The organism is Brevibacterium samyangense, from assembly GCF_039529845.1.
GTDB lineage: Bacteria > Actinomycetota > Actinomycetes > Actinomycetales > Brevibacteriaceae > Brevibacterium > Brevibacterium samyangense.
Genome location: NZ_BAAANO010000003.1, coordinates 16,208 through 21,806, shown reverse-complemented (window position 1 = coordinate 21,806; position 5,599 = coordinate 16,208). Strand labels below are relative to the sequence as shown.

Below are 5,599 nucleotides of genomic sequence, written 5' to 3'. Positions count from 1 at the left end.
CGTGGGTGAAGCCGTTGGATTCCGCGGGTCAGACGCGCCGAGGCGCCACGACCTGGGAAGGTCGCGGCGCCTCGGCGGGGCCCCGGTTCACCGAACGCACGGGCCTCACCACCTGGGACTTCGACCTCGACCGGACGCCGGTGCCGACCGGCGGCGACACCGAGGTGTATCCCGGTCTGCGGGACACCGGCACCGCGGTCGACCTCACGGCGTACGACGACGCGGGCTCGGCGGCGCGCGGTACGCGGGCAGGGCTCGTGCGGCTGCTCGCTCTCGCGCTCGCCGACCGGATCGCGTACGTCGGGGAACACCTGTCGAACACCGAGAAACTCGTCCTCGCCGGATTCGCGAAGGGGCGTCCGCCGTTGCTGCCCTCGATCGGGCGGGCCGCCGTCGACTCCCTCGTCACCGACGCGCAGGCGGACGCGGTACGCACTGCTGCGGACTTCTCTGCGCTGCGGGACACGGTCGATGCCCGGATCATCGAGGCGACGACCGCGGAGGCCGCCCTCGTCGTGGGAATCCTGCAGAAGTCCACCGAACTCGAGAAGGCGGTGACGAAGGCGTCCTCCCTCGTCATCCTCCAGAACCTCGCGGACGTGAAGGCGTGGCACGCGGAACTCCTCGCACCGCGCGCGATCGACGTCCTCCCGCACGCGGTGCTGCGGCGGTTCCCGGTGTACCTCGACGCGGCTCTCCACCGGGTGAAGCGGATGCAGGAGAACCCCTCCCGCGACAAGCAGATGATGGACCGGGTCGGGGCCGTGCACGCGCAGGTCGACCGGGCGGTCCTCGCCCGGTTCCCGCAGGTGGCGGACCTCGACACGGTCGGGCGCCTCGCGGTGCTGCCGGCACCGTGGGCCGAGGTGCTGTGGGACGTGCAGGAACTGCGCGTCGGACTGTTCGCCGAACACCTGAAGACCCGCCGTCCGGTGTCCGAACAGCGGGTCTCCAAGGCGCTCGCGGCGCTCACGAAGGGGTGAGCGTCACACCTTCGTGAGGCGCGCGGTTCTCAGCCGGAGGTGAGGCGGGCGGCGATCACCAGCCGACGGTGATCTTTCCGAAGTGTGTGCCGGACTCCTGGTGGCGGAACGCTTCGGCGAGCTCCTCGAGCGGGAAGGAACGGTCGAGCACCGGGCGGACACCGGTGGCCTCGAGGGCACGGACGAAGTCCTCCTGCTCGGCCCGGCTGCCGACGATGAGGCCCTGGAGGCGCGCCTGGCGGGCCATGAGGAGGCCGGTCGGGATGTCCCCACCGCGGCCCGAGAGCACGCCGATGAGCGAGATGTGTCCGCCGATCGCGACCGCCCGGATCGACTGGGGGAGTGTCCCGGCACCGCCGACCTCGACGATGTGGTCGGCACCGGCCCCGCCGGTGAGCTCGCGGACGGTCGGGCCCCAGTTCTCGTTCTCGCGGTAGTTGATGACGTGGTCGGCACCGAGTGCGCGGAGGCGTTCCTCCTTCTCGGACGAACCCGTCGTCGCGATGACGGTCGCTCCCATCGCCTTCGCGAGTTGGAGCGCGTACACGGACACGCCACCGGAACCGAGGGTGAGGACGGTGTCCCCGGCCCTGATCCCACCGTTCACCACGAGGGCCCTCCACGCGGTGAGACCCGCGGTCGTGATCGTCGCGGCCTCCTCGTGCGACCAGCCCGCAGGAGCCCGGGTGAAACCGGTGGCATCGGCGACGACGAACTCGCGGGCGTGACCGTCGAGGCCGTCGCCGGGCACCTCGACGAAGTTGTCGACCTCTGGGGGACCGGCCTGCCAGCGGGGGAAGAACCCGGAGACGACGTGGTCCCCGGGGGAGAACTCCGTGACACCGTCGCCGACCGCCTCGACGACGCCGGCGCCGTCCGCCATCGGGATCCGGTCCTCGGACGGCGCCGAGGCACCCGAGACGACGAGGTAGTCGTGGAAGTTGAGCGAGGTGGCGTGGAGGCGTACGCGGATCTGCCCGGGACCCGGCTCACCGGGATCCGGGGCGTCGACGAGTGTGAGGTTGTCCAGTCCGGCGGGAGTCATGAGCAGCATCTGTTTCACGGTCCCCACGCTAACGAGGAGACCTCGGGAACGACAGGGGGCGGATGCGGACCCGCGACGCGGGCGCGAGCCGTTTCGGGCACGCGGGCGAGCGGGCGAACAGTCTCTCAGGCGCCGCCGGTGAGGCCGAGGAGGAGCCAACTCACCGGGAGGGCGGCGGCACACGCGAGAGCGAGACCCGCCCAGGCCCAGGGGGTACGGACCCGCGCCCTCACGAACCCGATCCACAGGAACGCGAGCGTGCCGGTGAGCCCGAGGAAACCGAGGAGCGTGAGGACGACGACGCCGACCTTGGTCCCCGTGTCCCCGTCGAGGGCGAAGACGTAGAACCCGATGCTGCCGACCTCGAGCGAGAACCGAACGGACAGCCACAGGACGGGAGCGGCGAGCACGGCGGCGACGAGCAGCACGAGGCGCCGCTTCCACCGCGAACCCGTCCCGGGGTCGCGTGCGATCCGCGAGTACTCCTGCTGCTGTGCCTCGAACTCCCGCTGCCGGCGCGAGGGGATCTTCTTCGCATTCATCGCCGCCCAGCGTACTGAGCCTCACTGTGTGCGCCCGGAACGTCCCACGTAGAATGGTCCGGTGAACTCAGGCCCGGACATCCCAGCGAAGACCATCCGTGACGAAGCCGCGCGCAGGCGCACCTTCGCCGTCATCTCCCACCCGGATGCCGGTAAGTCCACCCTCACGGAGGCCCTGGCACTCCACGCCCGCGCGATCGGTCAGGCCGGCGCCGTCCACGGCAAGGCGGGCCGCCGCAGCACGGTGTCCGACTGGATGAAGATGGAGCAGGACCGCGGGATCTCGATCTCCTCCGCGGCACTCCAGTTCGAGTACCGGGACACCGTCATCAACCTCGTCGACACCCCCGGTCACTCCGACTTCTCCGAGGACACGTACCGGGTGCTGTCCTCCGTCGACTCCGCCGTCATGCTCGTCGACGCGGCGAAGGGCATGGAGGCACAGACGATGAAACTCTTCGAGGTCTGCCGCCACCGCGGTATCCCGATCATCACCGTCATCAACAAGTGGGACCGTCCAGGTTTGGACGCGCTCGCCCTCATGGACGAGATCGTGCAGAAGACGGGCCTCACGCCCACCCCTCTCGACTGGCCCGTCGGCCAGTCCGGGGATTTCCGCGGAGTCCTCGATCGGCAGAGCGGGCAGTACATCAAGTACACCCGCACCGACGGCGGCGCGACGATCGCGGGGGAGGAGACCTTCGACCCCGCAGCGGCCGAGGACCTCGAGGGCGAGGCCTGGACGACCGCGGTCGACGAATCCGACCTCCTCGACCTCGAGGAGCAGAACTTCGACCGCGAGAGCTTCCTCGCCGGACGCACGACCCCGGTGATGTTCGCCTCCGCGGTGCAGAACTTCGGTGTCCACGCGATCCTCGACGCCCTCGTCGACATCGCCCCCGAGGCGCTCGCCCGCCTCGATCGGGACGGGAATCCCCGGCCCGTCGACGCCCCGTTCTCCGGGTTCGTCTTCAAGGTCCAGGCCGGCATGGACTCGAACCACCGCGACCGCCTCGCCTACATCCGGGTGTGCTCGGGTGTGTTCGAACGCGGGATGGTCGCGACCCATGCGACGACCGGCAAACCCTTCGCGACGAAGTACGCGCAGCAGGTGTTCGGCCGTGGCCGCGAGGTCGTCGATACCGCGTTCCCCGGTGACATCGTCGGTCTCGTGAACGCCACCGCCCTGCGGGTGGGCGACTCGCTCTACCTCGACGAGAAGGTGCAGTTCCCGGAGATCCCGACGTTCTCGCCGGAGCACTTCATGGTGATCCGTGCGAAGGACTCCTCGAAGTACAAGCAGTTCCGTCGCGGGATCGAACAGCTCGACCACGAGGGAGTCGTCCAGGTTCTCCGGTCCGACCTCCGTGGCGACCAGGCCCCCGTGCTCGGCGCGGTCGGTCCCATGCAGTTCGAGGTCGCCGAGGACCGGATGGTGAACGAGTTCAACGCACCCGTGAAACTCGAGACGCTCGCGTACACGATCGCCCGGCGCACCACCCCCGAATGCGTGCCCACCCTCGCGCGTGAGCGCAGCGTCGAGGTGCTCTCGCGGTCGGACGGGGAACTGCTCGCGCTGTTCTCCGACCGGTGGCGTCTCCAGGGTGTCGAGAAGGCGCACCCCGAGCTCGTGCTCGAACCGCTCGTGGTCTCCTGACCGGCGACGGCGCCTCGGCGGGAGGGCAACACCGCATCGTGCGAGTCGCGACGGCCCGGTCCGGGCCGTCGCGAGCACCACATCCCCGCACGTCATGACCGCCCGTTCGCGGGGCCGAACGGGAGTACGATGGTCAATCGTGTCGTGAGCCCGCACGCGCCGTCGGGCGCAGGAACTGCGAGGGCCGCGACCATCACAGAAACGTTCCCAAAAGGAGAGTTCGACCAAGTGGGTAAGAATCCGATCCGTGTTGCGATCGCCGGTCTGGGCAACTGCGCGACGTCGCTCATCCAGGGCGTGGAGTACTACAAGGATGCACAGCCGGGCGACACCGTCCCCGGCCTCATGCACGTCCAGTTCGGTGACTACCACGTGAGCGACCTCGAATTCGTGGCCGCGTTCGACGTCGACGCGAAGAAGGTCGGGCTCGACATCGCCGATGCGATCGTCGCGAGCGAGAACAACACGATCACGATCGCCGACGTCCCCACCACCGGTGTCGAGGTCCAGCGCGGCCCGACGCTCGACGGTCTGGGGAAGTACTACCGGGAGACGATCGAGGAGTCCACGGCCGAACCCGTGGACGTCGCGGCGGTCCTGCGCGAGCGCGAGGTCGACGTGCTCGTGTGCTACCTGCCCGTCGGTTCGCAGGGAGCCACCGAGTTCTACGCCCAGGCCGCGATCGATGCGAAGGTCGCCTTCGTCAACGCCCTCCCGGTGTTCATCGCCGGCACGAAGGAGTGGGACGAGAAGTTCCGCGCCGCCGGTGTCCCGATCGTCGGTGACGACATCAAGAGCCAGATCGGCGCCACGATCACCCACCGCGTGATGGCGAAGCTGTTCGAGGACCGTGGCGTCGTCCTCGACCGCACGTACCAGCTCAACGTCGGCGGCAACATGGACTTCAAGAACATGCTCGAGCGCGAGCGCCTCGAGTCCAAGAAGATCTCGAAGACCCAGGCCGTCACCTCGAACACGAGCGCCGAGCTCGAGGCCCGCGACGTGCACATCGGTCCCTCGGACTACGTCGCCTGGCTCGACGACCGCAAGTGGGCGTTCGTCCGCCTCGAGGGACGCAACTTCGGTGACGCTCCCGTGTCCCTCGAGTACAAGCTCGAGGTGTGGGACTCCCCGAACTCCGCCGGTGTCATCATCGATGCGGTGCGGGCGGCGAAGATCGGCCTCGACCGCGGGGTCGGCGGCGCACTCATCTCCGCGTCCTCGTACTTCATGAAGTCCCCGCCCGAGCAGCAGAACGACGATCTCGCGAAGAGTGCCGTCGAGGCGTTCATCGCGGGAGAACTCGAACGCTGAGTCACGGCGTTCCGGTCGGGCCCGCAGGGCCCGTACCCCGCCCCGAGGCGCCCCGCGG

At 69.2% G+C, this 5,599-nt stretch carries 5 protein-coding genes; 3 read left to right on the top strand and 2 right to left on the bottom strand.

What is annotated here, in order from left to right:
* On the top strand, positions 1–983 hold a 983-nt coding region (locus ABD172_RS01240), incomplete at its 5' end, for a DUF3418 domain-containing protein (RefSeq protein ID WP_344306219.1).
* Positions 984–1,038: 55 nt separating this feature from the next.
* On the opposite strand, the gene ABD172_RS01235 is transcribed toward ABD172_RS01240, so the two are convergent.
* Together ABD172_RS01235 and ABD172_RS01230 are read right to left on the bottom strand one after the other, a co-directional pair.
* Positions 1,039–2,037 (bottom strand): zinc-dependent alcohol dehydrogenase family protein, encoded by a 999-nt coding sequence (locus ABD172_RS01235; protein ID WP_344306247.1) that lies wholly within the window; start codon positions 2,035–2,037, stop codon positions 1,039–1,041.
* A gap of 116 nt (positions 2,038–2,153) precedes the next feature.
* A complete protein-coding gene (locus ABD172_RS01230; RefSeq protein WP_344306217.1) occupies positions 2,154–2,570 on the bottom strand; it encodes a hypothetical protein in 417 nt (138 codons plus the stop codon).
* Positions 2,571–2,631: 61 nt separating this feature from the next.
* On the opposite strand from ABD172_RS01230, the gene ABD172_RS01225 reads away from it, so the two are divergent.
* Together ABD172_RS01225 and ABD172_RS01220 are read left to right on the top strand one after the other, a co-directional pair.
* On the top strand, positions 2,632–4,227 hold the full coding sequence (locus ABD172_RS01225) for a peptide chain release factor 3 (RefSeq protein WP_344306215.1): 1,596 nt from the start codon (positions 2,632–2,634) through the stop codon (positions 4,225–4,227).
* Between the two features lie 228 nt (positions 4,228–4,455).
* Positions 4,456–5,541, top strand: coding sequence for an inositol-3-phosphate synthase (locus ABD172_RS01220; protein WP_344306213.1), 1,086 nt, complete (start codon positions 4,456–4,458; stop codon positions 5,539–5,541).
* The last annotated feature ends 58 nt before the right edge of the window (positions 5,542–5,599 follow it).